A 24,361-nucleotide genomic window follows, 5' to 3' on the forward strand; every position below is an offset into this window, starting at 1 on the left:
CACGGTGCTCGCTTTTATAATTACTTTGCAAATTTATTTCATTTTGCTGTCTAGTTCTTCAATTTTTGCTTTCCAAATTGCAGGACCTTGGGTGTGGGCATTTTCACCTTCGCTGTCAACGGCAACTGTTACTGGCATATCTTCTACTTCAAACTCGTAGATAGCTTCCATACCTAAATCTTCAAAGGCAACAACACGTGCTTTTTTAATTGCTTTAGATACTAGGTAAGCCGCACCACCTACAGCCATTAAATACACTGACTGATGCTTTTTAATAGACTCAACCGTTGCAGGGCCTCGTTCAGCTTTACCAATCATTCCCACGATGCCTGTTTTTTCTAACATCATGTCAGTAAATTTGTCCATACGAGTAGCCGTTGTCGGGCCTGCAGGACCTACTGCTTCATCGCCTACTGCATCCACAGGACCAACGTAGTAAATAAACTTGTTATCAAAATCAACTCCTTCAGGTAAACCTTCTCCTGAGTTGATCATATCTTGCAGACGCTTATGAGCAGCATCTCGACCCGTTAAAATAGTACCTGAGAGTAAAACGGTTTCACCCATTTTCCATTCTTTAGTGTCTTCTTTAGTCAGGGTATCTAAATTAACGCGACGTGTGCCCTCACCGACTTCGAAAGTCACTTCTGGCCAATCTTCTAATTTAGGTGCTTTTAAATTCGCAGGGCCTGAACCATCAAGCGTAAAGTGTACGTGGCGCGTAGCAGCACAATTTGGGATCATAACCACTGGCTTTGAAGCCGCGTGAGTTGGTGCTGTTTTAATTTTAATATCAACAACCGTGGTTAACCCACCAAGGCCTTGTGCACCAATGCCTAATTTATTCGCACGTTCAAAAATTTCTAAACGCAGTTTTTCTTCTGTTGTTTCTGCGCCGCGCTCAATGAGTTCATGAATATCAACCGGATCCATTAATGACTCTTTCGCCATTACCGCTGCTTTTTCTGCCGTGCCACCAATACCTATGCCTAGCATGCCTGGTGGACACCAACCCGCACCCATTGTTGGTAGCGTTTTTTCAACCCATTCGGCCACATCGTCAGATGGGTTTAACATCACCATTTTACTTTTGTTCTCTGAGCCACCACCCTTAGCAGCCACCATCACTTCAACTTTATCGCCAGCAACTAAGTCAATGTGTACCACTGATGGCGTATTATCTTTAGTATTTTTACGTGTTCCCGCAGGGTCGGCAACAATCGATGCGCGCAATGGGTTATCTGGATTTAAGTACGCACGACGCGTCCCCTCATCAACCATTTGTTGTACTGTTAAATCGGTTTTATCCCAGTTAACATCCATACCTACTTTTACAAAACAGGTGATGATCCCAGTATCCTGACACAGCGGGCGCTTACCTTCTGCCGACATGCGCGAGTTAATTAAGATTTGCGCAATCGCATCTTTAGCGGCTTTGCTTTGCTCTTTGTTATACGCTTTTTCTAGCGCTTGAACAAAATCAAGAGGATGATAAAACGAGATGTATTGCAAGGCATCTTCAATGCTATCAATAAAGTCTTGCTGACGAATTGTACTCATAGTGGTTCCTTAAGTTGTTGTTACGCACGCTGCACGTAAGCATTATCAAACCCGTGACGGTGGTTCGAACTGTTTTCAACCACAGCGCTCACTAAACGCTGCCAAAAAAATTTGACTTATGATACCCTCCCAGCCCGTTTGGAGCCAGTTCTTAAAGGGGTAGTAAATGCTAAACAATAAAAAAAATTGTGTTGAATTAGCCATATCACAAAATTGTATAGAGGTATTTTCGCATTTTGCTCATTTACCCTACGCTATTTTGCTAGATTCGGGTGATAGCGATCACATTAACAGTCGTTATGACATTATAGCTATTGAGCCCCAAAGCACTCTGGAAGTTAAAAATAATCAAACTGTTTTTAATAACCAAGCGAGTGCTAAAAGCTGCTTTGAAATAATGAACGATGAATTAGCAAAGCTTGATACAACAAAAGCCGCTAACAATTTACCCTTTAATGGTGGCTGGCTTGGTTATTTTGGTTATGACTTAGGGCGTACCATAGAGCAACTGCCAAGCAGTGCTTTAAACGATATTGATTTACCGCAGATGGCCGTTGGACTTTACCTTGATGCACTGATTTACGATAAACAACTGGATACTTGGTTTTATGTTTCGCAGCCAAATGTAGATCGCCTCTCGCTGTATCAGCAATATTTAACGCAACCACCTAAGCACGAAAGCTTTTCGCTTACATCACAGTGGCAGTCAAATATGAGTCAGACAAGTTATAGCGAAAAGTTTGCAGCGATTGAAGAATACTTAAAAAGTGGTGATTGTTATCAAATTAACTTAGCGCAACGTTTTAGTGCACGTTTTCAAGGTTCTCCTTGGACCGCTTATGTTAAATTAACGCAAGCCAATAAAGCCCCTTTTTCTAGTTTTGTTAATCATCCGCAAGGCGCTATTTTATCAATATCACCTGAGCGTTTTATTGCTGTGCATGACAACAAGGTAGAAACAAAACCTATTAAAGGTACGCTACCACGTAAAGCCGATGCTTTAGAAGATGCCAAACAAGCCACATTACTGGCAAACTCCAGTAAAGACCGCGCTGAAAATGTCATGATAGTAGACCTGCTACGGAATGATTTAGGTAAAGTCGCAAAACCGGGCTCTGTTGTTGTACCTTCTTTATTTGCTATTGAAAGCTTTCCGGCAGTACACCATTTGGTAAGTACAGTTACATCCATCCTTGATGAAGGAAAAACAGCAGTCGATCAACTTGAAGCCGCATTCCCTGGAGGCTCTATTACTGGCGCACCAAAAGTACGCGCCATGGAAATAATTGAAGAGCTGGAGCCGCACAGACGCAATATTTATTGTGGCTCTATTGGCTATATCAGCGCCTGCGGTAATATGGATACCAGTATTACCATTCGAACTTTAGTTACTCATCAACAACAAATACATTGTTGGGCTGGCGGTGGCATTGTTGCTGATTCAAAAGTCGAATTGGAATATCAAGAAACATACGATAAAGTAAATAAAATACTCCCTATATTAAATGAAGGTCGCTTTGAATAGTGGAACCATTTCGGCTCGTTTTCAATTAAACCGCAGTTTAGCCGTGGATCAGCTCAAAGATAATAAAAAAAAGCGCGCCAGTGCAGTGATGCTACCTTTGATTGATATAGATAACGAAGCACATGTTTTATTGTGTAAGCGGCCAACCTATTTACATCACCACCCTGGGGAGATTTGTTTACCGGGTGGTAAATTTGAAATTAATGATGTTAACCTGCGCACCACGGCACTGCGTGAATTGCACGAAGAACTTAACATTGCCCCGCATAATGTTCAGGTTTTAGGTCAGCTGCCGGAATACTCTACCCTTACTGGATTTACTATACGTCCTTTTGTGGGCTTGATTAAAAAAGAAACGGTATGGGAGAACGATCACAACGAAGTACAAGCCAGCTTTTTACTCTCTATCGAAGCGTTAAGTAATGAAGCCAATTGGCAACCAATCCCCTTTGAACGTAATGGAAGAACCCTAACTTTAAATGGCTTCAACACTCCTCACGGGCTTTTGTGGGGAGCAACAGCCAGTATTATTAAAAACTTTACAAAGCAACTCGCCATACCAGTTTAAATCTTTGCTAATAAGGGTTACACACCTGGATTTCCACGTTATTATAGTCGACCGTTCAAAGAACAGCTTAATGCTGAGAAAACTAAGTAGAGACACACATTATGATCAGTGCATTTGACATGTTTAGCATTGGTATTGGCCCTTCATCGTCACATACCGTCGGCCCAATGCGTGCATCACGCTTATTTGTTAATGACCTAAACGAGCAACAACTATTAGCAAATGTGACCGATGTAAAAGTAGAGCTTTACGGCTCACTGGGGCAGACAGGTGTTGGTCATGGTTCGGGAAAAGCAGTGATCCTTGGCCTAGCCGGTTATGACCCTGAAACCATAGATGCCGATTTGGTGGACGACATTTTAGCAAAAATAGAAAGTGAGCAGGTTATTTACCTAAACCAAACTCATAAAGCTAAATTCCCTAAACAAGGCGCTATTGTTTTTCATCGCAGAAAAACACTCCCTAAACATTCCAACGCAATGGAAATTATTGCCTATAACAATGGTGAAAAAGTATACAGCAAAGTTTACTACTCTATTGGTGGTGGGTTTATTGTTACAGATGAAGAATTTGAAAAAGAAAAACAAGCGGCTTTAGATATTCGCGAAGAAAACCCTGCCCCGTTCCCGTTTGGCACGGCTAAAGAATTACTCGAAATGTGTAAAGAGTCGGGTTACAGCGTATCAACGTTAATGATGAAAAACGAAAAAACCTTACGCAGTGAAGAAGCCATAAAAGATGAATTATTTAATATTTGGCAAGTAATGAAAGCCTGTATTGAACGTGGTATGCGTACCGAAGGTATTTTACCGGGTGGTTTGAAAGTAAAACGCCGTGCACCAAGCTTATATTTAAAGCTCAATGTAGAAGTGAGTAACGATCCACTTCGTGCTATGGATTGGGTTGATTTATTCGCATTAGCAGTGAATGAAGAAAATGCAGCAGGCGGTCGTGTGGTTACTGCACCTACAAATGGTGCAGCTGGTATCCTACCAGCCGTATTAATGTACTATCATACTTTTATCAAAGAAGTTGATCGAGACATTGCTACTCGGTATTTATTAACCGCGGCCGCTATTGGTATTTTATACAAAAAAAATGCCTCTATCTCAGGTGCTGAAGTGGGTTGCCAAGGTGAAGTTGGTGTTGCCTGTTCAATGGCTGCTGGTGCGCTGACTGAAATTGTTGGTGGTAACGTGGTACACGTAGAAAATGCCGCTGAAATTGGCATGGAACATAACTTAGGATTGACCTGCGACCCAGTGGGCGGCTTAGTGCAGGTACCTTGTATTGAGCGTAATGCAATGGGCGCTATTAAAGCAATTAATGCTTCTCGTCTTGCTATTCGCGGCAGTGGCGAACAAAAAGTATCGCTTGATAAAGTAATTAAAACCATGCTCGATACTGGTAACGATATGAAAACAAAATACAAAGAAACCGCTCGCGGTGGATTAGCTGTTAACATTATCGAGTGTTAATTAGATAGCATAAAAAAGCCGCTTAGTTGCAAAACTAAGCGGCTTTTTCATTACTGTGTAGCTGTTATTTAACCGGTAATTCGATATCAGCAAATAATTTATCAACATCGTCTTGATTACGCAGCAAACTTGCTCGCTCTACTCGCTCTTTGGTTAAATGCGGTGCAAAACGTTCGATAAAGTCATACATGTAAGTACGTAAAAAGCTACCTTTTCTAAAACCAATCTTAGTGGTGCTTGCTTCAAATAAATGGCTAGCATCAATGCACACTAAGTCGTTGTCGTTTACCTGATCAATTGCCATAGATGCAACCACACCGACACCTAATCCCAGGCGCACATACGTTTTAATAACATCGGCATCGGTGGCGGTAAATACAATATGTGGCTCAAGCCCATAGGCGTTAAATGCTTTATCAAGCTCTGAGCGACCAGTAAAACCAAATACATAAGTGATCAAAGGATACTGCGCTATATCTGCCACCGTTAAATTATCGACTTTTTTCGCAAGGGGATGATCTTTAGCAACCACAATACTGCGATTCCAGTGATAACAAGGCAACATAACTAAATCTGAATATAAGTGCAGTGCTTCAGTAGCAATTGCAAAATCTGCATCACCGCGCGCAGCTGCATCCGATATTTGCTGCGGCGTACCTTGGTGCATATGCAGTGACACTGCTGGGTATTTTTGGGTAAAGCCTTGAATTACACTTGGTAACGCATAACGTGCTTGGGTGTGCGTAGTCGCAATATTAAGTTTACCTTGATCGGGCAGCGTATGTTCATTAGCAACCGCTTTAATGCCCTCAACTTTTGAGAGTATTTCTCGCGATATGTTAATGATTTCTTCGCCAGCACCTGTAACGTGAGTTAAATGTTTACCACTACGACCAAAAATTTGTACACCTAGTTCATCTTCTAACATACGTACTTGCTTAGAAATACCAGGCTGGGAGGTAAATAAACTCTCAGCGGTAGCTGAAACATTTAATTTATGATTTTGAACTTCTACGATATATCTAAGTTGTTGTAATTTCATGGCTATGTAGTTTCGTTATAATTCACATTGACAGATAAAAGCGCACCCTAATTAATAGGTAACTATATAAAAGGCTGATTAAGGTTACACAATGTAACAATTAATTTATTGAAATTTCAGGTTAACACAATAAATAAAGTTGAGATAGCAATGATTATCAGCAAACAAAACATAACACATTAAGATTTAAACGCTTTATGCATGGTGTTTTTTTTAGTTAATCGGCGCAAAGTTTCCCACCTTTTATATATTTAATGTAAGATTAGATAATAAGGTTAAGAATTTGAGAATTATAACATGATCGTTTCCATTATAATTGTATTAATTGTTGCGCTTATCGTCATTGCACTGTGGGTTAGTGCTGTTCAACAACATAAAGAAAAACAAGAAGCTGAACGACGTAAAGAGCTAACAAAACAAAAAGCTATCATTGAAGAAACTGAAGAGGCGTTAATGAATAGCGCTAATATCCCACTTTCAGAAGCAACTCAGCGAATATTACAACGTCGTATTCATGATGCGCTAAGTAATATGGTGTCTATTTCAAGCGGTGGTAGCGGACTAAAAAACCGCTTAAAAGAAGCAAAAGAGCGACTACAAAATCCGATTCAAGACGGCTCGGATGGTTTTGTTTTGCCAGGTAATGACAAGCAACTGATATCACTAATACAGGGTATAAAAAAGCTCCGTACTATTATCCGTTCTGAGCACAACAAGGGGAAAGTTGACAGCCAAGCGTTCATTGCAGAAGACAAACGCCTTGAGAAGCTACAACTAAGAATCAACATTGAAAGCCAGATAAAACGTGGTCTAGCAGCTCAAACAGCCGGTATGGTAGGCTCTGCTAGGCAGTACTTTGAAAAAGCATCGACGACGCTAAACAGTGTGTCATTTAATGATGATTACATTACTGCAAAACGGGCTGAAGTCGAAGGCTATCTAGAAACAATAAGCACTGAATTAAAGGCATCAAACGCTACATCATTGAAGAAAAAGAACGAACAAGAGCAAGATGATTTAGACGTACTATTTGCACCGAAAAAGAAATGGTAATTCATTACCTAATAAAAAGCCCATACAACTGTATGGGCTTTTTTATTACTGAAATTTAGTCACTATATAAATTTACATACCCAAACTAAATCTAGCTATTTAACAGAAGCATTAAGATAAAAATGCAAACTTAATAATAAACAGTGCCGTTAAAATCCAAATACTAATACTTACCTGATCTTTTTTACCACACAGTACTTTAACCGCTGTATAAGAAATAAAACCCAATGCAATACCGTGTGCAATTGAAAAGGTCAATGGAGTCATTAACAATACAACACTCACTGGAATTGCATCGGTCATATCATCCCAGTTTACAAACTTTAAGTTTTGTAGCATTAGAACAGATACATATAAGATTGCCCCTGCTGTTGCGTATGCGGGTACCATTTGTGCCAAAGGTGCAAAAAACATCATTAATAAAAAGCAGCAACCTACAACTACAGCCGTTAAGCCCGTTCGGCCCCCCACTGATACTCCCGCTACAGACTCTATATAAGAAGTTGTTGTTGAAGTTCCCAGCATTGCACCGGCAATGGTTGCAGTGCTATCAGCGCTTAATGCGCGACCTAAGCGCGGCATATTGCCGTTTTTATCTGCTAGGCCCGCTTTTTGAGTAACCGCTACCAACGTACCTGAGGTATCAAATAAATCAACAAATAGAAACGCAAAAATAACACTCAACATAGACAGTTCAAAAGCTGCACTAAAATCAAGTTGCATAAAAGTTGGCATTATTGAAGGTGGCATTGCAACAACACCATGATATTCAACTAACCCCATCGACACTGCTATCGCGGTAACGAGTAAAATACTAATTAATACACCGCTTTTAAAATCGCGATAAAGTAATGCCGCAATAATAAAAAAACTAAAAATAGCTAATAGCGGACCCGGTGACGTTATATCGCCTAGCTGCACAAGTGTTGCTGGGCTTGATACAATAATACCAGCACTTTTTAGTGCAATAAGCGCTAAAAATGCACCAATACCGGTTGCTATTGCTTGTTTGAGCACCAGGGGGATTGCATTAATAATCCACTCTCGCACCTTAAATAAGCTTAATATTAAAAATATACACCCTGACATAAACACCGCGCCCAGCGCTGCTTGCCAGCTATAGCCCATACCTAACACCACGCCATAGGTAAAAAATGCATTTAATCCCATACCCGGTGCCAATGCCAATGGATAATTGGCCCACAACCCCATAATAAAACACCCTATTGCAGCGGCAATACAGGTTGCAACAAAGGCAGCACCTTGGTCCATGCCTGCTTCTGCAAGCATAGCTGGGTTAACGAATACGATATAAACCATCGTAATAAATGTAGTCATACCGGCAATACATTCACGGCGAACCGAAGAATCATTTGCACGGATTTTGAATAAGGCTTCGAGCATAATAAACTTGTGGTTGTAAAAAGTGGCGAGATTTTAGCATAAAAATAACTTTTTACAGGACATTTTACCTTGCTATATACTAAACTAGCTAAGTGATTAAAATAACAAACGAAGTAGCATGATCAAAACGACACCAAGTGGCCAAGACTTAGAGCAACAATTAGACAACATTCTTTCTTTTGTAACGCAACCAAGCGATGCAAATCCCCCTGCGAGCTCTAAAAACACCGATCAAGACACATTAAATAAAGCTCTTTATTACCTTAAAAATGAACAAGGCGCCTTAGCCGCAAAATGGATGCGTTTAGCAGCAATGGCAGGAAACTATCGTGCACAGTTTTACTTAGGACTATTTTTTATTAAAGGCCAAGGTGTGCCACAAAGTGTATTTCATGGGGCTGCGTGGCTCAGCTTAGCTAGTAGCCAAGGGTATGATCCAGCAGTAGAAGCAATGAGCGATATACGCAAACACATTAGTACCAAACGACTTAAAGACGCCCAGTGTTATGCCGCCAGCTTATATGAACAAATTCATCAGTTACAATTTTCACATTTGATCCCTATAAGTCACGAAAAATAATTTTACTAGCTAGTAACTCATTCTATCTGTAAATTAATTAAGCGTTTTATAAGTTAAATGCAACAACGCTTAATTTTTTAAACTACTGTATACCTCATGCATTTCAAGATTTATTTGGTTATAGATTAAAAAGCTACCGTCAAAAGTATTCATCCCCAAAAATTATAATTTATTGTTATATATGAACTATTTATTTTTGAATAGTTTCCTTATCGTGCTCAGCTGAATAACTGTACAAAAAAATAGCAAAAAACACTTGCACCAAACAACTGTATAAACTACTGTATACATGTACTGTATAAAAACCCAGTGAGTGAGACGATTATGTTACAGCCTATTACCGTAAGAACAGTTAAGAGCTACCAACAAGATGACCAATCTGATTGTGTTAACGTTGTACAAATTGAAGATGAGATTTCAGCGACGTTTGAATTATTAAAAGTATTACACCAATACAATAGCTTAAATGCATGGACACTTTTAATTGCGCCAGACCATGTACCTAGTAAAGCGTTACTTGATTCATGTTCAATTGATACCAGTAAATTATTAGTTATACGCCAAAAACATTTAGTTAATATAGAGTATGTTTTAAGTTCTGCACTTCACAATGGAAATTTTGCAGCGGTGATCACCTGGACCGACATAATAAATAATCAGCAACTATCACAGTTATCATTAAACCTGAGCCATACACGCACTAAGCTGTATTGCTTTAGCAAAAAAAGCGCTCAAGCTGAGATTTCACTAACGCAATAAGCTTGGTAAACTAGCGTTTTAATACACAGTACATTTATTATGACCTCTAACGCCCTACTATGTTTTTGTGGCAGTCAGCAACTTTATGCTGATTGCTGTGAACCTTTTCATTTAAAAACCAAACAGCCACAAACACCTGAGCAACTTATGCGTGCTCGCTACAGTGCATATGCGGTTAAAAACGCGGCTTTTGTTCGTGAAAGTTACGCAAAAGAAAAGCAAGCTGAAAACTCACTATCAGAAATTAAAGACTTTGCAACTAGTTGCCGCTTTATAAACTTAACCGTATTAGATTCTGGTTATAATGATAAAACAGGGTTTGTAAAGTTTAAAGCCCATTACTTTTATCAAGACTTGTATTGCGAGCTGGCTGAGCATTCAAAGTTTATTAAAGAAGATGAACAGTGGCGATACCTTGATGGTGAGATCACACCGGTTGCTGATATTAAAGTGAAACGCAATGATACTTGTCCTTGCGGCAGTAATAAAAAGTATAAAAAGTGTCATAGTGTATAAGTAACAACCACAAAAAATGGGCCACTTGGCCCATTTTCAAAAACTACACTAAACGCAACTTAGCGCTTTATTCGTCATCATCTTCATCGAAGTCTTGACGCTGTGCAGGTCTTGCTAAAATCTCTAAGTAGAAAGAGGTTAAACCTTGCTTTTCAATTTCACTGATGTGATTGTTAATTTCAGCAACGTGAACAACTTGGGCTTCTTCAGCCGTGTTACCAAACTTACAATCGAATGCCCAGTAGTCGGCATCAACAGGTAAAGTTTTATTACGTTCTCTTTTCAAATATTTTTTCACTTCATGCTTTGCAGCATCAACCATACGAGGGTATTTGATTTTCTCATGATTCAGCGTGAATGTTTTCTTCATTACGTTCCTAATTACCTTGGTTTAATGATAATGGCATCTAATGTCATACCATTTGCGCCATTATAGCAATTGCATTTAAATTTTGGATGCTTTTTTTATATTAAATCGGTTATTAAAATAAAGCACCTACAAAACCACTAATATAAACACAGTTTATTACAATCTAATGGCGCTTAAAAAACAGCATTTAATGTAATTTAATTAGGCACTAAACAAATGTAATGGCTGGTGGAGGGCTTCATTTTGTAAATCATCATAAAATGCTGCGGCATCCATTTGAGGGTTTGATAGCTCGGTGTTGGTATTTTGAATTCGTCGACGTACCGCTAATTCACAATTATCAATCACGTTAAGCGGAATATGATTTTTATCATCACGAATATTAAATGGCTCAGGCTTTAAGCACTGAGTTAACTTTATCTCACTCATCCCTTCGGCGCTTCCCATTTTTGCTAAAAGTTCCGTGTTATTTTTGCCAATTAACATATTAAAACTCTCAGGCGCCAATGGCTGCTTTGGGCCCGCACCTAAGTGTTTACGCAAGGTCTCTTCATCAGCTTGATAACCACTTGCATCACTTTTAGGTAAGTGAAACTCACTAAAATCGAGCGCATCATGAGATAGCATTGCTAATAAAAGAGCAAATTCACCCCGACGGCTTTCATGCACACTTTTATTGAGTCGTGTTTTTAATTGACTCTCTGTGATTAACAAATCACCAATCTGCATAGACTTTAGCCTATTTAACTAATTAATAAGTATTTATCGGCTAAATTTGAATTTTCTTTAGCTTTTTTCTTTACTTAAATAAGAAGTTTGCTATTATCTGCCGCGTTGCATTGGAGGGGTTCCCGAGCGGCCAAAGGGATCAGACTGTAAATCTGACGGCTCAGCCTTCGCTGGTTCGAATCCAGCTCCCTCCACCACTTCTCTTTTTTACCTCGTTTATTTTCCTTACTATTCAAAAACCCATTGTAAACTCATACCATACTTATTTAACCAAGCGCTTGCATTTTTGTGTTCTGAATAAAATAACCCTACACGATGCCAAAACTGTGCACTGTGATTTAAATACTTTAAATGCGCTAACTCATGCACAATTACATAGTCAATGACCCAGGTGGGTGCGCCTGCAAGGTGTAAATTAAAGGTAAGCTCACGCCTGCGGTTACAACTGCCCCAGCGACGCTTATACAATTGAATACGAATATTACTCGGTAGCTTTTCACCCATCAGCTGACAATAGTAGTTTACTCGCATTTCAATATAACTTTCTAATTTCTCATGCAAAAACTGCTCTAGCAAACTTTGATACATTTGCGTTCGATGCTTCACACGTGAAGAAAGACTCAGTAACAGTGTTTGGCTTTCATTGTGCTGCTGCCATTGAGTGCGTGCTGCATTTTCAAATTGCACATTAACAGCTTCATTAAATAATTTAATGCTATGGGTTTTGAGTGGAAACTGTCGTGTATCGGCTTGAATTTGTTGCTTATGTAACTGAGCATCAATCCAGCCCTGTTTACTCAACAGCCATTCATTAATTTGTGTTTTCGTTACAAAATGGGGCGCATAAACTGTAAGCTCTTTGTGTGCGACTTTAATAGCCACAGTTTTTCGCCGACGGCTTCTTCTTAACGTATAATCTAACAATCTAAAGTGCCTATAAGTTATTATAAAATAAAACTTTCTCTATTAGCTTAATAAGTTAATTCGTAGGAGAAAAAACCAGTTAGTAGGTATCGTTTTAATATTGCTCGATACTAAATAGGCTAAACGATGGATCATAAATCTACCCTTGGCTATTTTAACTGTTGAAGTTTTACTAAAAAAAGCCGCTAGCTCTCGAGTTGCACTTTTATGACATTATAATCATGAGAAGTGATTTCATGGCTATTACCACTAATATCTTTAAAATACATAGAAAAAGTCACGCCATGATCAGCTAATATGGTTTTCACTTGGTGCTGCTCAAGATGCTTGAGCCACATAACAAATTGCTCTCCTGTCGCAGCAAAAGCGATTCCTTTACTACGCCCATCGCCTTCAAATAAAGCCAGTCGTGTAGTGGCGTTTTCATCTTCGAGTGTTAAAGGACCTTTTCCCTCTGCATTCCAAAAGGCTAACTCCTCTACTACGGTAAAACCAAGCACCTTTTCATACCACTCAATAGCTTGGTTGAGGCTTTGAACATTTAAATGACAATGATCAATTCCCGAAAGTTTAGGTGTCATCGCGTTGTTCACCAATTTCAGACTTAAGCTGAGCTAAAAAGTCGTGCATGTATGCAGTGCGTCTTTGTGCTTCGGCTTTTGCAGAAGGAGTATTCATACTCTGGGCAATATGCAGTAATTTAATAAAAAAATGATCTAGGGTATACTTTTTATCGTCTGCTTCTCGGTTTAAACAAAATGGATCATCGGGGTTGTATAATAATCGACTAATAGAGCCGCCTACTTTCATACAACGGCTTACGCCAATAGCACCCAAGGCATCCATTCTGTCAGCATCTTGTACAATCTGTGCTTCAACCGTTTTAATAGCAATATTGGCGCTAAAACTATGTGCGGCAATGGCATGGTGAATATCATCAAATAGCGCGTCATCATAGCCAATAGACGCTAAAAAGTTAATCGCTTTATCCGCGGCCATTGTTGATGCCCTTGCTCTATCTGGGTGATTTTTAGCCACTGCGACACAATCATGCAACCAAGCTGCAGGCAATACAATCGCCATATCAGCCTGCTCTGCTATACATAGCTGCACAGCAACACGCACTACCCGTTCAATATGAGTAATATCATGGGCAACATCCGCATGTACTAAGGATGTAATAAAGTCTCTGCATTGCTGATTAAGTTGCTGTAATGAGGGGCTAAGAGCTGAATTGTCCACCGAATTTCCAAAAATCTATTTAAACGAGTTAATAATGGCTACTTTACCGCGATTTATAAGCCCCTTGCAAAACATTCATTGTATGTTGCGCGAGCCTTGACTAAAATACAGCGCTTATTTATTACTACAGAGAAGCCTTATGTCATCTGCCGTTTACCTGCAAGCTGGTCGCGATAAATCATTAAAAAGAAAACACCCTTGGTTATTTTCTAAAGCCATCAAAAAAATTAAAGGTAAACCTGGATTAGGTGACACGGTAACCATACACGACAGTGAGGGTAAATTTTTAGCCACCGCAGCTTACAGTCCTCATTCACAAATACGTGCTCGTGTTTGGAGCTTTGACGAAAAAGAAGTGATTGATCAACATTTCTTTGAGCGTCGTCTTCGCCGTGCTTTAGAAGCTCGCAGCCATGCAATTGAAGAAGGTGGACTTACCGGCTTTAGGTTATGTGCAGCAGAATCAGACTACTTACCCGGTATTACCATAGATAAGTTTGATAATGTAATTGTGTGTCAATTACTAAGCGCAGGCGCAGAACGTCATAAAGGTGAGATTGTTGGTGCTTTAATGGCTATTTTCCCAGGCTCTACTATTTATGAGCGCTCAGATGTAGATGTTCGAACTAAAGAAGGGCTAGAGCCTATTAAGGGCGTACTTTGGGGGAGTGAACCCTCTGAACCTGTCATAATTGAAGAAAATGGTTTAAAAATTGAAGTTGATATTCTAGAAGGCCATAAAACTGGTTTTTATTTAGATCAACGAGATAGCCGTGCTGCACTGGAGCGTTTTTCAAAAGACAAAACCGTATTAAATTGCTTTAGTTATACGGGAACGTTTTCTCTTTATGCCCTGCGCGGTGGCTGTAAACATGTAACCAATGTTGATGTTTCACAACCAGCACTTGATACAGCAAAGCGCAATGTTGAGCATAACAACCTTGATTTAAATAAAGTCGACTTTGTAAAACAAGATGTCTTTAAATTATTACGCCAATACCGTGAAGACGGGGTGATGTTTGATACGATCGTTATGGACCCGCCTAAATTTGCCGATAACAAGGCGCAGTTAACTGGGGCGTGTCGCGGTTACAAGGACATCAATATGATTGCGATGCAAATTTTAAAGCCCGGCGGCACTTTGCTAACATTCTCATGCTCTGGTTTAATGGAACAAAACTTGTTTCAAAAAGTAGTCGCAGATGCAGCCCTTGATGCAGGTAAGGATTTACTGATCATGGAGCGCTTAAATCAAGCAGCTGACCACCCTATTGCAGTCAGCTATCCTGAAGGTTTTTACCTTAAAGGGCTTATTTGTAAGGTTTACTAAAAACTAATTAAGTAGTTAGTTAAACTCTACAATTTCAAGCCCTGCGGTTATCGTGCCATCCTCTTCTGTGCTGGCACGTATTACCTTAACGGTGGCTTTTAAAGGTGCAATGCTCGGATGTGTTGATGCAATATCAACCGATAAAATTGAGTTAAGCTCTAACAAATCATCGAGTTGTAATGAAAGACCCGTTGCACTTAAATCAAGGCAGGTGCCAGTGTAACTGAGCCCAGCAACAGGCTCTATTGAGGTTAACTTCGCTGGCGTGTTAACCTGCATACGTCTATAGTTTCGCTTATCTTCAGTAAACATAATTCCCTCTACACAATATTATTAATTTTTTCTCGTAGTACAGCGATAGAAAAAGGTTTTACAACGTAAGCATCACACCCTGCGTCAAAGCCAGCTTGTTGTTCAAGCTCCGACTCAAGTCCAGATATCATAACCACCGGAATGTTTTTTGTCTCTGGCGTGTGTTTAAGTATGCGACACGTATCATAACCATCGAGTCCAGGCATACACACATCAAGCAAAATAATATCGGGCGGATTTGCAATCGCAGATGCTAAACAACTTTTACCTGAGTCAGCATAGCTCAAATCAAATATTGATGCTAACCCTGCTTTGAGTATTTCAAAATTGAAATACTCATCATCAACCACTAACAACTGTCGCGCTTTGTGTTTTATTAATGAGGACATAGGTATGTCATTTCCTTCTCAAGTTAGTCCCTCTGTTAACTTACTTAGCTTAATAGAGAATAAAGAGATTATTCAATTTCTTTTATCGCATTTAACACACGTTTTGCTGAAATTGGATAAGGCGTACCTAAGGTTTGTGCGAATAAGGATACGCGTAATTCTTGCTGCATCCAAAAAATAGCCTCAACATCAGTAGGCAATGGCATTCCTTTAGGTGTTTTATTCGTTAGTTTTTTATATTCTTGCGCTACTTTTTCAAGCTCTAACACACATAATCTATCACGATTTGGGTCAACAGGTAGTTTTTCTAGGCGTTTTTGAATCGCTTTTAAATAACGAATTAAATCGCCGAGTTTGTCTGCCCCATGTTGACTGACAAAGCCTTTAAAAATAAGTGATTCTAGCTGAGACTTAATATCCCCATGAGCGGTGATCATGGTTAAATCTACACGCCCTTTCATTTTTTTATGCAGTGCATGCGCAATACTCAGCACTTGCTCAACCTGTGTAGCAATGGCCACAACGGTATCGCCTAACTCGCCGCGAATATGCTCTTTAACCGTTTCAAATGCCTCACTTGTACGAATGTCACCATATTTAACTAATAGGCTGTCAACGCCTGATGCAATGCAGTCATCAATTAAATCGGCAATTTTACCAAAAGGATTAAAGTACAATCCTAATTTAGCTTTGTTTGGTAGGTTTTGCTGCAGGTATTTAATTGGTGATGGCACGTTTAAAAGTACTAAACGACGTAAACCTTGCTGGTGCGCTAATTGCGCTTTTATTTCGTTATCGAATAGCTCTACTGCGGCCGTTGATTTTTTATCCACTAGTGCTGGGTAGGCTTTAATTTCGTATTGACCTTGCTTTTTCACATACGATGTTGGTAACTCACCAAAATCCCACTGGATTAAATCGGTTTTTTCTATGCCTTTGTCGGCCACTTTAGATAAGGTGTCTGTCACTTTGCCTTGAAGCTGCGCTTTAAGCTTAGCTAAATCGAGCCCACGGGCAAGAAGTTGGTCGTTTTCATCACGTACTTCAAACTGCAATCTTGAATGAGGAGCAAGGGCTGTTAAATCCCACGCCTCAGGGTCGACTCGCACGCCAGTCATGCGCAATAACCGATTACTTAGTGAGTCGATTAACGAGCCTTGTAGAGGCTCTATGGCCGCTAAAACCGCGTCGGCATAATTAGGCGCAGGGACAAAGTTACGGCGAAGTGACTTTGGCAATGACTTGATTAACCCACAAATTAGCTCATGACGAAATGCCGGTATATGCCAATCAAAACCACTTTCTTGAACTTGGTTTAATAGCGCAACCGGTATTTGTACAGCAACACCATCAACTGCTTGGCCTGGATCAAAATGATAAGTAAGCGGCAGCATTAAGTTATCTTGTTGCCATGTATCTGGATAATCAAATTCAGTAATGCTACTTGCACCATGCTGCATGAGCTCTTCTCGCGTCATGTGCAGGTAGTGTTTGTCTTGCTGTTTTTGTGTTTTATACCACTTAATAAACGCAGCACGATTATTAATATCGTTCGGTATTTTTTTCTCGTAAAACTCAAATAAGGTTTGTTCATCAACTAAAATATCGCGCCTACGAGATTTGTTCTCGAGCACTTGAATATCTTCAATTAATTCGCGGTTATATTGTAAAAATCCTTCATTGAGCCCCAGCTCTTGTTCAACCAGCGCTGTGCGAATAAATAACTCACGGCTTACTTTTGGGTCAATATTGCTGTAAACACAGCGGCGCTTATTAACAATTAATAAGCCATACAAAGTTTGTTGCTCAAAGGCAATCACCGCACCGGGCTTTTTCTCCCAATGAGGCTCTGTGTAGCTGCGTTTTACTAAATGCTGAGCGAATGGTTCTACCCAGTTCACATCAATTTTGGCATTAATACGAGCATAGAGTTTACTGGTTTCCACCAACTCAGCCGACATCATCCATTTTGGACTCTTTTTAAATAATCCTGAGCCTGGGAAAATATGAAATTGGCTATTACGTGCGCCTTTATAAAGCTGCTTTTCGTCTTTAAAACCGATGTGACTGAGCATGCCACTTAAAAGTGCTTTGTGAATAAGCTCGCTGTCTGCAACATTTGTGGTGGCTTTCATTTTCATTTCATTGCACACAGTGCTGATTTGATAAACGATATCTTGCCATTCACGAATACGCATATAGGCTAAAAAGTCTTTTTGACATAACTTTCTAAACTGGCTGTTAGTCAGCTCACTTTGCTGCTCTTCTAAATAATTCCACAGGTTTAAAAAGGCGATAAAGTCAGAATCAGGATCGTCAAAGCGACCATGTTTTTCATTTGCGGCTTGGCGTTTTTCTTGTGGTCGCTCGCGGGGATCTTGAATTGAGAGCGCGGCAACAATAACTATCACCTCACGCAATGCACCCAGTTTATGCGCAGTTAACACCATTTTTGCTAAACGCGGGTCAACCGGCAAACGACTTAGCTCCCGCCCAGATTGTGTTAGGCTGGTTTTTTGATGACGCTTAGCCGCTTTTACTGCTTGTAGCTCTTCAAGCAATGTTAAACCATCATTAATATTTCGGCTATCTGGAGCTTGCACAAAAGGAAATTGCGCCATATCACCCAGCCCAAGGGCTAACATTTGCAAAATAACTGATGCTAAATTAGTACGTAATATTTCAGGGTCAGTAAATTCAGGACGCGATAAAAAGTCATCTTCTGAATATAAACGAATACAAATACCCGCTTCAACACGTCCACAACGCCCCATTCGCTGATTAGCACTGGCTTGCGAAATAGGCTCTATAGGTAAACGTTGCACTTTTGTGCGATAACTATAACGACTAATTCGCGCTGTACCCGGGTCAATAACATAACGAATACCAGGTACTGTTAGCGATGTTTCAGCGACGTTGGTAGAGAGTATAATATGGCGGCGCGAATGCGGCGCAAAAATGCGGTTTTGCTCAGCGTTCGATAGCCTTGAATACAAAGGTAATACATCAGTGTGTTTTAAATTACGCTTGCTTAGTGCATCAGCGGTATCGCGTATTTCTCGCTCACCATTTAAAAAGATCAGTATATCACCAGGACCTTCGGCGCAAAGTTCATCTACCGCATCAAAAATCCCCTGAAGTTGGTCGCCTTCGGCTTCCATATCTTCTTTTTGAATATCACTAATTGGGTTATAGCGTACATCAACTGGAAACGTTCTTCCTGATACTTCAATAATAGGTGCATCATCAAAATGCTTAGAAAAGCGCTCAGGGTCGATAGTTGCTGAGGTAATAATAACTTTTAAATCGGGGCGCTTAGGGAGTAAATTTTTAAGATAACCTAAAATAAAATCAATGTTTAAGCTACGTTCATGCGCTTCATCAATAATAATGGTGTCGTATTGATTTAAAAATCGGTCTTGTTGTATTTCAGCTAATAAAATACCGTCGGTCATCAGTTTGATGTAACTGTTATTAGATACCTGATCGCTAAAACGAATTTTAAAACCGACCTGCTGGCCAAGCTCGCATTGCATTTCTTCTGCGATACGGTTGGCAACACTGCGTGCTGCTAAACGCCTTGGTTGTGTATGGCCAATGTAGCCCTCAACGCCTCGGCCTAGCTCTAAACACATTTTAGGTATTTGTGTGGTTTTGCCTGAGCCAGTTTCACCAGCAATGATCACCACTTGATTATTAGCAATGGCCTCTTTAATGGTGTCTTTTTTTTGACTAACCGGTAACTGCTCAGGGTAAGTAACTTTAGGTAGCCCAGCTAAGCGCTGCTCTCGCAGCGTTTGACTACGACTGATATCAGTCGCAATTTTTTCAAGCGCACTGGTAAGCTTTGCCTCGTCGGTGATTTTTTTAACGCCGTGAAGACGTTTTTTAAAACTGAATTGATCTTTTTTTAAGCACGTTTTTAGCTCGCCAAACAACTGACCTAGGTTTACCACCTGCATACCTTATAAAAATTAGTCAAAGAGCCCCGATTGTAGCAAATTAAATGGCTGGGGTTAATCCTGTAAAGAATATAACAATCAGCGGATTATTATATAAACCACCAGCCACTAACTAATAGTGTTTATTCGTCACTAAAAATACCTACGTAGGTTGCTTGCGTATTCGATTTACTCGCACGATACATGCCTGAAGTATTAAACGGCAGACTAATACTGCCTTTTGTATCAATAATAATAACACCGCCTGTGCCCCCTATCGGTTTAAGCACCTCGTTTATTACTTCATTACCTGCTTGGTCTATGGTTTTACCTTGGTACTTTACTCGCGCACAAATATCACTTGCCACATTATAACGAATAAAATATTCGCCGTGCCCAGTTGCCGAAACCGCACATGAGGCATTTTCAGCAAAAGTGCCTGCGCCAATAACCGGTGCATCGCCAATACGACCAAAACGTTTTGCGGTCATTCCGCCGGTTGACGTGCCCGCCGCTAAATTACCTTGTTTATCCAGTGCCACCGCTCCGACTGTGCCCACTTTATAATTTACTGGTAACGCTTTATGCGCTGCCTGATAATCTTTACTGGTATTTTTGCTCGCCTCGAGTTTCTTTTTGGCTTTTAATAAAGCCTCATAACGATGCTCAGTATCAAATATATTGTTCTCTACTAGGCTCACGCCTTGCTCTTTGGCAAACTCTTCTGCACCTTGACCACTTAACATCACATGCACTGATTTTTCCATTACTAACCGGGCAAGTTTAATTGGACTTTCGATATGTTTAATACCTGACACAGCGCCTGCTTGACGATTGCGACCATCCATTATAGAGGCATCTAATTCGTGACTACCATCATAGGTGTATACCGCACCACGCCCAGCATTAAAATAAGGCGATTGTTCGAGTACTTCAATGGCAGTAGTCACTGCATCAAGGCTTTCTCCGCCTTGTTCAAGTACCTTATATCCGGCCTCAACAGCTTCTGTTAATTTATTGCGATAAGCTTGCTCTTGATCTGCCGTAAATTTACTTTTTTCAATCGTGCCTGCACCGCCATGAATCGCAATGGCAAACGGCGTATTTGTGTTTTCACTCAATGCCTGCGTGCTCAACCCCATTAAACTTGTTGCAATGAGCCCTAATAATAGTGATTTTTTCATTGTGTGTTCTTTTATAAATACAGGATTAAAACCAATGTGAATGGTTATGAAGTTTTTTTCAAGTGAAGTGAGTTTAATGGCACAAAAAAAGCGCCCTAAGGCGCTTTTTTAATTTCGTTTAAAGTTACGCTTGTTGCGCTTTTAAACGTGCTAAACGTGCTACTTGGTGCGTAGACGTTAAGAAAGAATAGATTGGTGCTAAATAACCGCGCTTACGAAGCTCAAGGAAGTCTGCATCGCTTAGCTCATTTAGTTTCTTTTCATCGATAAGGTAAATACCGTTGATGTCTTTTTTCTCACCCTTAATATCAACTGTTAGCGTTTGTGCTACCAGTAGTTCTTTATCAGCAAGGAATTTAGTGAACGCATCGGTTACTTGAGAAAACTCAATGAACGATACTAACGCTTCTTTACGACGCTTAAGGTAATCAGTTTCTTCACCGTTTTCGAATAATGCATTACCCTCTTCTTCACCAACTAATGAGCTCGCTTCGTCAATTACGATACCAAATTGATCTTGCTCTGGGTGCTTTACTAAACCTAATGGGTAACGCGTTGTTGCCATAGGCGCAAATGAAGCTGTCCATTTGTCGCCATCAATAAATAAATTTTCGCCTGGCTCTAGGCCAAACATTGCAACCGCTTGAAAAGTACCTGTTTCGTTATTTTTAACAAAAGACATTGGGAATTCATTAGCGATACGCGCAAACTCATGTGCAACCACTGGCACTAAGTGTTGAGTTTTCATAAATTCGATGTTGATGCCATTTTTAATTTTAGTGTTGGCATGTTTTTCGTTGTGTAAAGGCTGTACTTGTTGCTCCGCCATGTTACTGCTCCGTTATTTATTAATTTGATTTATTACTGTTAGTGGCCTAAGGCTAATGGTTTTGGTGACAAAAAGGAAGTGAAAATTTTGTGTCATTTTGTACGTTAATAATTAACAAAAACATTATCGCTTATTATTTCAACAAATAACCAATAAACGCCACTGAAGATGAAATTCGTAAACACAATTAGCTCAAAAAGCGCTCTTTGACAACGCTGTCTTCGGTGGTATATTAATTTTGTGCCTAAATAAAAAGTTCTCAATTAAATAAGCCCATCAAAAATAGACATTAAATAATGAAAAATTTAACTGTAAACCCAAACTTAATAATTAAAAAGTTGATGATCCCAGGCACTAAACTATCAGCCTTCGTTGTAGATGATTTTCTTTTAGATACCAAGAGTGTAATGAATTTTGCCCATAACATAGCCTATTTTAATCCTATGTTTTCAGACAATTCTTTCTATCCTGGCATTCGCGACAATATGCCACAACCCTACTTAAGGGTTTTACATGCGTTTTTTCAAAATGAAATACTGCCTAAAATAGACAATAAAAATTATCAAGAGTCTATTCTTCATAAAAGTTTACTTTCATTAGTTTCATGCAAACCTGCAAATTTAATTGTTGACCAAAAAGTACCGCATATTGATTCATGTGATGAAAGAGATTACGCATTTGTACATTACTTATCGCCAGAGGAGCTTGGTGGAACAAGTATTTATAAGTATATACCTAAAAACATTATTGAATTTAAACAAGAACATAAGCCACTACTTACAGATATAGTTAATGATGTTAAAAAAGCCCCTGATGAACATCAAGGCTATTTATCTGGCAACACCAGTTTATTTGAGCAGGTCTTTAAAGTTGATGCTAAATTTAACCGCCTTGTTATTTACCAAGGCAACTTATTGCACAGTGCAAATATTTATTCTGAACAAAGCTGCCTAGCCGATGCTAAAAAAGGCCGTCTTTCGATAGCCTCTTTTGCAAGTGTGAGATGAGCTGTTTGAATATACCGCTTACGCCTTTCGCAAAATATTAGATTGTCTGCAGGCCATATTGTTTAATTTTATCTAAAAGCGCTCTGTGGTTGGGTAGCTTATTAAGTAAGTATTGATCAATCTCAGCTCGTTGTTGTAAACGCACTAGACAATGTTCATGCTCTGCTTTTGAACAAGGCAATGCCTTAGTGTTGTAATTCATTCCATAGAGTACAAATAAAAAGTTCTCTAAGTAAAATACTTCAAACTGGCTGAAAAAGTCATCTCTAACTGGAATGAACTCTTCCCACAAACTAAGCTTTTCTTTTAGTGACTCAGAGGTAGTGTCATCATTTTTATTGGCTACCCAAAAAGCTGAATCTGTTCTATCTGAAATACAGTAGTGCAATTTAATAAAATCAATAGTACGTTCCCACGCATACCCCATAGCGTGATTAAACCGCGTTTCTAACTGTTCAAGCTGCTCAGTTGATGATGGAAAACGTAGGGTTAAAAACTTCGCTGAAAAGTCAGTTAATAAAATGGAGGTTGCCTCTAATGGCTCTAAAAACCCTTGCGCTAAGCCAAGTGCGACACAGTTTTTATGCCAAAACTTTTTACGATAACCAACTCTCATGGGGATTTTTCGATAGCTAAGGTCTTGCTTACTTGCCCCTAGATAACGGTCCAGTTTTTCATGTGCTTGTTCGTCGGTCATGTGGTTATTCGAATAAACAAAACCCACTCCCCGCCTATTTGTAAGCGCAATGTCCCATATCCAGCCAGCTTGATGGGCGGTAGCAAGCGTATAAGGTGGAATATCCTCGTCTTCTTTTGTAGGCACTTGCACAACTAGAGCGCTATTTATCAGTAAGCTATCAGACACATCAACAAAAGGAACTTTTAAAGCTTTATCTATCAGTAAAGATTCAAACCCCGAACAATCAATATAAAAGTCAAATTCAAGCTCACCTTCGCTGTCAGTCATTAACGCTGCTATTGTGCCATCATTAGCAAGCTTTACTTGAGTTACATTGGTATGTACGTGAGACACCGAAAACTTATCTTTTGCATTACACGCTAGCAGTTGCGCAAATTTCCCTGCATTAAAATGATACGCATAAGCCAACTCGCCCTCATATTGGGCATTAGTGATATTTTTAGGGGCTAAACCAGCCTCACAAATAGCGTGCTGAGAAGATAAATACTGCGCATGACTTTTTGATTTTTGCTTATCGTTTAACCAATGTTGAGTTAAATGTTTAGTATCGTAGGGGTTTGGCACATCAAACAAGTGATGAAAAAAATTACCTTCTCCATGCTTTTTTTTATCCATCCAGTTAACAAATTTTATCGACTGCTTAAACGTCGCATCACATTGGCGAATAAATTCATCTTCACGAATACCAAAAGTTTTTAGCGTGTTTCTTATGTCGGGTACTGTGCCTTCGCCTACTCCAATTGGCGGTATATCGGGTGACTCAATTAAAGTCACTGAAACACCTTTGCGCTTCAGCAGCTCTTTGCCAATGTGGTTTGCAGCTAACCAACCAGCTGTTCCACCACCTAAAATTGCCACTTTTTTTATATTCATAAATCACCAATGATGTTTAATCTCGTAAAAAAGCCCAGCAATGCTG

Annotated in this window: 23 protein-coding genes and 1 tRNA gene; 10 read left to right on the plus strand and 14 right to left on the minus strand. The window is 39.7% G+C overall.

Translation table 11 applies throughout. The features are described 5' to 3' along the window. Positions 1 to 33 precede the first annotated feature (33 nt). A complete protein-coding gene (locus QL989_RS12835) occupies positions 34 to 1,560 on the minus strand; it encodes a fumarate hydratase (RefSeq protein ID WP_010388533.1) in 1,527 nt (508 codons plus the stop codon). 166 nt (positions 1,561 to 1,726) lie between these two features. Between QL989_RS12835 and pabB the strand changes: the two genes are divergently transcribed. The 3 genes from pabB (at position 1,727) to QL989_RS12850 (ending at position 5,131) form a co-directional block, all read left to right on the plus strand. Continuing rightward, the gene (gene pabB / locus QL989_RS12840; protein WP_138609436.1) at positions 1,727 to 3,085 is read left to right on the plus strand and encodes an aminodeoxychorismate synthase component I; all 1,359 of its coding nucleotides are present in this window, start codon (positions 1,727 to 1,729) and stop codon (positions 3,083 to 3,085) included. Then, positions 3,078 to 3,653, plus strand: a complete 576-nt coding sequence (locus QL989_RS12845) for a CoA pyrophosphatase (RefSeq protein WP_290170704.1) — start codon at positions 3,078 to 3,080, stop codon at positions 3,651 to 3,653. The genes pabB and QL989_RS12845 overlap by 8 nt, the downstream gene beginning before the upstream one ends. 101 nt (positions 3,654 to 3,754) lie before the next feature. After that, positions 3,755 to 5,131, plus strand: coding sequence for an L-serine ammonia-lyase (locus QL989_RS12850; RefSeq protein ID WP_290170705.1), 1,377 nt, complete (start codon positions 3,755 to 3,757; stop codon positions 5,129 to 5,131). 64 nt (positions 5,132 to 5,195) lie between these two features. On the opposite strand, the gene cysB is transcribed toward QL989_RS12850, so the two are convergent. Next, positions 5,196 to 6,173, minus strand: a complete 978-nt coding sequence (gene cysB, locus QL989_RS12855; protein WP_010388526.1) for an HTH-type transcriptional regulator CysB — start codon at positions 6,171 to 6,173, stop codon at positions 5,196 to 5,198. Positions 6,174 to 6,470: 297 nt separating this feature from the next. Here cysB and QL989_RS12860 point away from each other — a divergent pair, with 297 nt between their 5' ends. Further along, on the plus strand, positions 6,471 to 7,226 hold the full coding sequence (locus QL989_RS12860) for a hypothetical protein (RefSeq protein WP_054201140.1): 756 nt from the start codon (positions 6,471 to 6,473) through the stop codon (positions 7,224 to 7,226). A 111-nt stretch (positions 7,227 to 7,337) separates the two neighbouring features. Here the strand turns inward: QL989_RS12860 and QL989_RS12865 are convergent, their stop codons facing one another. After that, positions 7,338 to 8,630 (minus strand): NCS2 family permease, encoded by a 1,293-nt coding sequence (locus QL989_RS12865; protein WP_290170706.1) that lies wholly within the window; start codon positions 8,628 to 8,630, stop codon positions 7,338 to 7,340. A 118-nt stretch (positions 8,631 to 8,748) separates the two neighbouring features. Here QL989_RS12865 and QL989_RS12870 point away from each other — a divergent pair, with 118 nt between their 5' ends. The 3 genes from QL989_RS12870 (at position 8,749) to QL989_RS12880 (ending at position 10,485) form a co-directional block, all read left to right on the plus strand. Further along, positions 8,749 to 9,210 carry a sel1 repeat family protein gene (locus QL989_RS12870; RefSeq protein ID WP_138609444.1) on the plus strand — a complete coding sequence of 154 codons (462 nt, stop codon included), beginning with the start codon at positions 8,749 to 8,751 and terminating at the stop codon, positions 9,208 to 9,210. 324 nt (positions 9,211 to 9,534) lie between these two features. Beyond that, entirely contained in the window at positions 9,535 to 9,969 is a 435-nt protein-coding gene (locus QL989_RS12875; RefSeq protein ID WP_010388516.1) for a SulA-like leucine-rich domain-containing protein, read from the plus strand. A gap of 39 nt (positions 9,970 to 10,008) precedes the next feature. Next, positions 10,009 to 10,485 (plus strand): YchJ family protein, encoded by a 477-nt coding sequence (locus QL989_RS12880; RefSeq protein WP_290170707.1) that lies wholly within the window; start codon positions 10,009 to 10,011, stop codon positions 10,483 to 10,485. 67 nt (positions 10,486 to 10,552) lie between these two features. Here the strand turns inward: QL989_RS12880 and QL989_RS12885 are convergent, their stop codons facing one another. Together QL989_RS12885 and QL989_RS12890 are read right to left on the minus strand one after the other, a co-directional pair. Then, complete coding sequence (locus QL989_RS12885; protein ID WP_010388513.1) at positions 10,553 to 10,855, minus strand: DUF6172 family protein; 303 nt, start codon at positions 10,853 to 10,855, stop codon at positions 10,553 to 10,555. A gap of 201 nt (positions 10,856 to 11,056) precedes the next feature. Continuing rightward, positions 11,057 to 11,584 carry a VC2046/SO_2500 family protein gene (locus QL989_RS12890; RefSeq protein ID WP_290170708.1) on the minus strand — a complete coding sequence of 176 codons (528 nt, stop codon included), beginning with the start codon at positions 11,582 to 11,584 and terminating at the stop codon, positions 11,057 to 11,059. 112 nt (positions 11,585 to 11,696) lie between these two features. On the opposite strand from QL989_RS12890, the gene QL989_RS12895 reads away from it, so the two are divergent. Beyond that, positions 11,697 to 11,781: transfer RNA gene (locus QL989_RS12895), tRNA-Tyr, on the plus strand. Positions 11,782 to 11,812: 31 nt separating this feature from the next. On the opposite strand, the gene QL989_RS12900 is transcribed toward QL989_RS12895, so the two are convergent. The 3 genes from QL989_RS12900 to QL989_RS12910 form a co-directional block, all read right to left on the minus strand. Continuing rightward, positions 11,813 to 12,508 (minus strand): YgjP-like metallopeptidase domain-containing protein, encoded by a 696-nt coding sequence (locus QL989_RS12900; RefSeq protein WP_290170709.1) that lies wholly within the window; start codon positions 12,506 to 12,508, stop codon positions 11,813 to 11,815. A 185-nt stretch (positions 12,509 to 12,693) separates the two neighbouring features. Then, complete coding sequence (locus QL989_RS12905) at positions 12,694 to 13,089, minus strand: VOC family protein (protein WP_138608967.1); 396 nt, start codon at positions 13,087 to 13,089, stop codon at positions 12,694 to 12,696. Further along, on the minus strand, positions 13,079 to 13,750 hold the full coding sequence (locus QL989_RS12910) for an HD domain-containing protein (protein ID WP_010388506.1): 672 nt from the start codon (positions 13,748 to 13,750) through the stop codon (positions 13,079 to 13,081). Before QL989_RS12910 ends, QL989_RS12905 begins: the two co-directional genes overlap by 11 nt. A 139-nt stretch (positions 13,751 to 13,889) precedes the next feature. Here QL989_RS12910 and QL989_RS12915 point away from each other — a divergent pair, with 139 nt between their 5' ends. Continuing rightward, positions 13,890 to 15,080 (plus strand): class I SAM-dependent methyltransferase, encoded by a 1,191-nt coding sequence (locus QL989_RS12915; protein WP_290170710.1) that lies wholly within the window; start codon positions 13,890 to 13,892, stop codon positions 15,078 to 15,080. A 15-nt stretch (positions 15,081 to 15,095) separates the two neighbouring features. On the opposite strand, the gene QL989_RS12920 is transcribed toward QL989_RS12915, so the two are convergent. The 5 genes from QL989_RS12920 to QL989_RS12940 all read right to left on the minus strand — a co-directional run bounded on the left by QL989_RS12920 (position 15,096) and on the right by QL989_RS12940 (position 21,735). Then, a complete protein-coding gene (locus tag QL989_RS12920; RefSeq protein WP_010388503.1) occupies positions 15,096 to 15,392 on the minus strand; it encodes a PilZ domain-containing protein in 297 nt (98 codons plus the stop codon). Positions 15,393 to 15,400: 8 nt separating this feature from the next. After that, positions 15,401 to 15,781 (minus strand): response regulator, encoded by a 381-nt coding sequence (locus QL989_RS12925; RefSeq protein WP_178956249.1) that lies wholly within the window; start codon positions 15,779 to 15,781, stop codon positions 15,401 to 15,403. 68 nt (positions 15,782 to 15,849) lie between these two features. Next, positions 15,850 to 19,737: an ATP-dependent RNA helicase HrpA gene (hrpA, locus tag QL989_RS12930; RefSeq protein ID WP_290170711.1), complete on the minus strand. Its 3,888-nt coding sequence runs from the start codon at positions 19,735 to 19,737 to the stop codon at positions 15,850 to 15,852. Between the two features lie 128 nt (positions 19,738 to 19,865). Then, complete coding sequence (locus QL989_RS12935; protein ID WP_290170712.1) at positions 19,866 to 20,906, minus strand: isoaspartyl peptidase/L-asparaginase; 1,041 nt, start codon at positions 20,904 to 20,906, stop codon at positions 19,866 to 19,868. Between the two features lie 124 nt (positions 20,907 to 21,030). Beyond that, the gene (locus tag QL989_RS12940) at positions 21,031 to 21,735 is read right to left on the minus strand and encodes a SapC family protein (RefSeq protein WP_010388497.1); all 705 of its coding nucleotides are present in this window, start codon (positions 21,733 to 21,735) and stop codon (positions 21,031 to 21,033) included. Between the two features lie 296 nt (positions 21,736 to 22,031). Between QL989_RS12940 and QL989_RS12945 the strand changes: the two genes are divergently transcribed. Beyond that, positions 22,032 to 22,742, plus strand: coding sequence for a DUF6445 family protein (locus QL989_RS12945; protein ID WP_290170713.1), 711 nt, complete (start codon positions 22,032 to 22,034; stop codon positions 22,740 to 22,742). A 37-nt stretch (positions 22,743 to 22,779) separates the two neighbouring features. On the opposite strand, the gene QL989_RS12950 is transcribed toward QL989_RS12945, so the two are convergent. Then, positions 22,780 to 24,315: a tryptophan halogenase family protein gene (locus QL989_RS12950; protein ID WP_290170714.1), complete on the minus strand. Its 1,536-nt coding sequence runs from the start codon at positions 24,313 to 24,315 to the stop codon at positions 22,780 to 22,782. Positions 24,316 to 24,361 lie beyond the last annotated feature (46 nt).

Source organism: Pseudoalteromonas sp. APC 3224 (genome assembly GCF_030407535.1).
In the GTDB taxonomy this organism is placed as follows: Bacteria; Pseudomonadota; Gammaproteobacteria; order Enterobacterales; family Alteromonadaceae; genus Pseudoalteromonas.

Coding starts and splice junctions, on each gene's coding strand:
- QL989_RS12835 (WP_010388533.1), bottom strand. CDS start 1,560: ATGAGTACAATTCGTCAGCAAGACTTTATTGATAGCATTGAAGATGCC.
- pabB (WP_138609436.1), top strand. CDS start 1,727: ATGCTAAACAATAAAAAAAATTGTGTTGAATTAGCCATATCACAAAAT.
- QL989_RS12850 (WP_290170705.1), top strand. CDS start 3,755: ATGATCAGTGCATTTGACATGTTTAGCATTGGTATTGGCCCTTCATCG.
- cysB (WP_010388526.1), bottom strand. CDS start 6,173: ATGAAATTACAACAACTTAGATATATCGTAGAAGTTCAAAATCATAAA.
- QL989_RS12860 (WP_054201140.1), top strand. CDS start 6,471: ATGATCGTTTCCATTATAATTGTATTAATTGTTGCGCTTATCGTCATT.
- QL989_RS12865 (WP_290170706.1), bottom strand. CDS start 8,630: ATGCTCGAAGCCTTATTCAAAATCCGTGCAAATGATTCTTCGGTTCGC.
- QL989_RS12870 (WP_138609444.1), top strand. CDS start 8,749: ATGATCAAAACGACACCAAGTGGCCAAGACTTAGAGCAACAATTAGAC.
- QL989_RS12875 (WP_010388516.1), top strand. CDS start 9,535: ATGTTACAGCCTATTACCGTAAGAACAGTTAAGAGCTACCAACAAGAT.
- QL989_RS12880 (WP_290170707.1), top strand. CDS start 10,009: ATGACCTCTAACGCCCTACTATGTTTTTGTGGCAGTCAGCAACTTTAT.
- QL989_RS12885 (WP_010388513.1), bottom strand. CDS start 10,855: ATGAAGAAAACATTCACGCTGAATCATGAGAAAATCAAATACCCTCGT.
- QL989_RS12890 (WP_290170708.1), bottom strand. CDS start 11,584: ATGCAGATTGGTGATTTGTTAATCACAGAGAGTCAATTAAAAACACGA.
- QL989_RS12905 (WP_138608967.1), bottom strand. CDS start 13,089: ATGACACCTAAACTTTCGGGAATTGATCATTGTCATTTAAATGTTCAA.
- QL989_RS12915 (WP_290170710.1), top strand. CDS start 13,890: ATGTCATCTGCCGTTTACCTGCAAGCTGGTCGCGATAAATCATTAAAA.
- QL989_RS12920 (WP_010388503.1), bottom strand. CDS start 15,392: ATGTTTACTGAAGATAAGCGAAACTATAGACGTATGCAGGTTAACACG.
- QL989_RS12925 (WP_178956249.1), bottom strand. CDS start 15,781: ATGTCCTCATTAATAAAACACAAAGCGCGACAGTTGTTAGTGGTTGAT.
- QL989_RS12935 (WP_290170712.1), bottom strand. CDS start 20,906: ATGAAAAAATCACTATTATTAGGGCTCATTGCAACAAGTTTAATGGGG.
- QL989_RS12940 (WP_010388497.1), bottom strand. CDS start 21,735: ATGGCGGAGCAACAAGTACAGCCTTTACACAACGAAAAACATGCCAAC.
- QL989_RS12945 (WP_290170713.1), top strand. CDS start 22,032: ATGAAAAATTTAACTGTAAACCCAAACTTAATAATTAAAAAGTTGATG.
- QL989_RS12950 (WP_290170714.1), bottom strand. CDS start 24,315: ATGAATATAAAAAAAGTGGCAATTTTAGGTGGTGGAACAGCTGGTTGG.